This is a genomic window from Allobosea sp. NPDC055332 (assembly GCF_053645455.1).
Genome location: NZ_JBSHMO010000039.1, coordinates 1 through 1,108, shown reverse-complemented (window position 1 = coordinate 1,108; position 1,108 = coordinate 1). Strand labels below are relative to the sequence as shown.

The 1,108-nt window shown below is 49.8% G+C and carries 2 protein-coding genes; one reads left to right on the top strand and one right to left on the bottom strand.

Annotated elements, in window-relative coordinates; translation table 11 throughout:
- Window positions 1-886 (top strand): phage tail tape measure protein (locus ACWIGM_RS31535; protein WP_454029866.1); only part of this gene is annotated, 886 nt, incomplete at its 5' end.
- A gap of 31 nt (window positions 887-917) precedes the next feature.
- On the opposite strand, the gene ACWIGM_RS31530 is transcribed toward ACWIGM_RS31535, so the two are convergent.
- On the bottom strand, window positions 918-1,108 hold a 191-nt coding region (locus tag ACWIGM_RS31530; protein ID WP_454029865.1), incomplete at its 5' end, for a hypothetical protein.

The following is a 1,108-nucleotide window of genomic DNA, read 5'->3' as shown; positions in this document are numbered from 1 at the left end:
CGATCAGATCCAGCAGAAGATGAATAAACAGGCCAGCCTGAATAAACGTGTTCAGGCTCAGCTTGGTACGCTGTCCAACCTGTGGGAGGCAATGACGGGGACCGCAACTAACGGTCTTGCAGCTATTGGCGGCGCATTTTCTGGTGACGCCAAAAATATCACGCAGTGGCTGGGGGAGTTGGGGGAGAAATTCACGAAGTTTGCGGATGAAAATCCCCGGGTTATTCGCGGCGTCGTCGGGCTTGCTGCCGGTCTTGCGATTCTGAAACTGGGATTGATGGGCGTTGGCGGTGCCATCAGTATTGTCAGCAGGATCATGTCGATGACGCCGATTGGCATGATTGCGACGGCGATAGCCCTGGCTGCGGGATTAATTATCACTAACTGGGATGTTGTCGGACCTTATTTTAAGAAACTCTGGGAAACCATTGGTCCTTATTTTGAGGCTGGCTGGGAACTCCTTAAGAAAGTTTTTGCCTGGTCGCCGCTGGGGATGGTGATCAATAACTGGGGACCGGTTGTTAAGTGGTTTCAGGATATGTGGGACAAGCTGAAGCCAATTATTGAGTGGTTTACCGACAGTTCCGGTGACACGGTCGATGCCATTAACTCTGCGCAGTGGGGCGCGGGTGCTTATGATGCTTATGGGACGGGAATACCGGCGCGGGGATACACACCTTATCCGGCGGTGGATCCGGCTCAGTCAAACAACGCCTCCGATGCCACAGGCCCGAATCCCTTCATGATTAACAAAGCTTCTGCGCCAAAAGTTGATGGCGAGATCAAGGTTTCATTTATGAATATGCCACCAGGTATGCGGGTTACGGAAACACGTTCCAGTGGCATTGATATTAATCACGATGTTGGGTACACCAGATTTAGGTAAAGACGAACAGGGAGGGCCGCCCTCCCTGAACTTACTGTGCGAACACGCAATTTCGGCCTGATGGGGAGCCGACAATTCTGGACATTTTTCCGCAAATAACAGTTACTTGTTCTCCTTTTTTAAGAGCAGCAGCTGTTGATTTTTCAGAGTCTTGCATCTCCATTCTTGCTGGCATGAATTCATTTTCAGTTCTGAATTTAATAATTATAGAGTCAGTAAAGT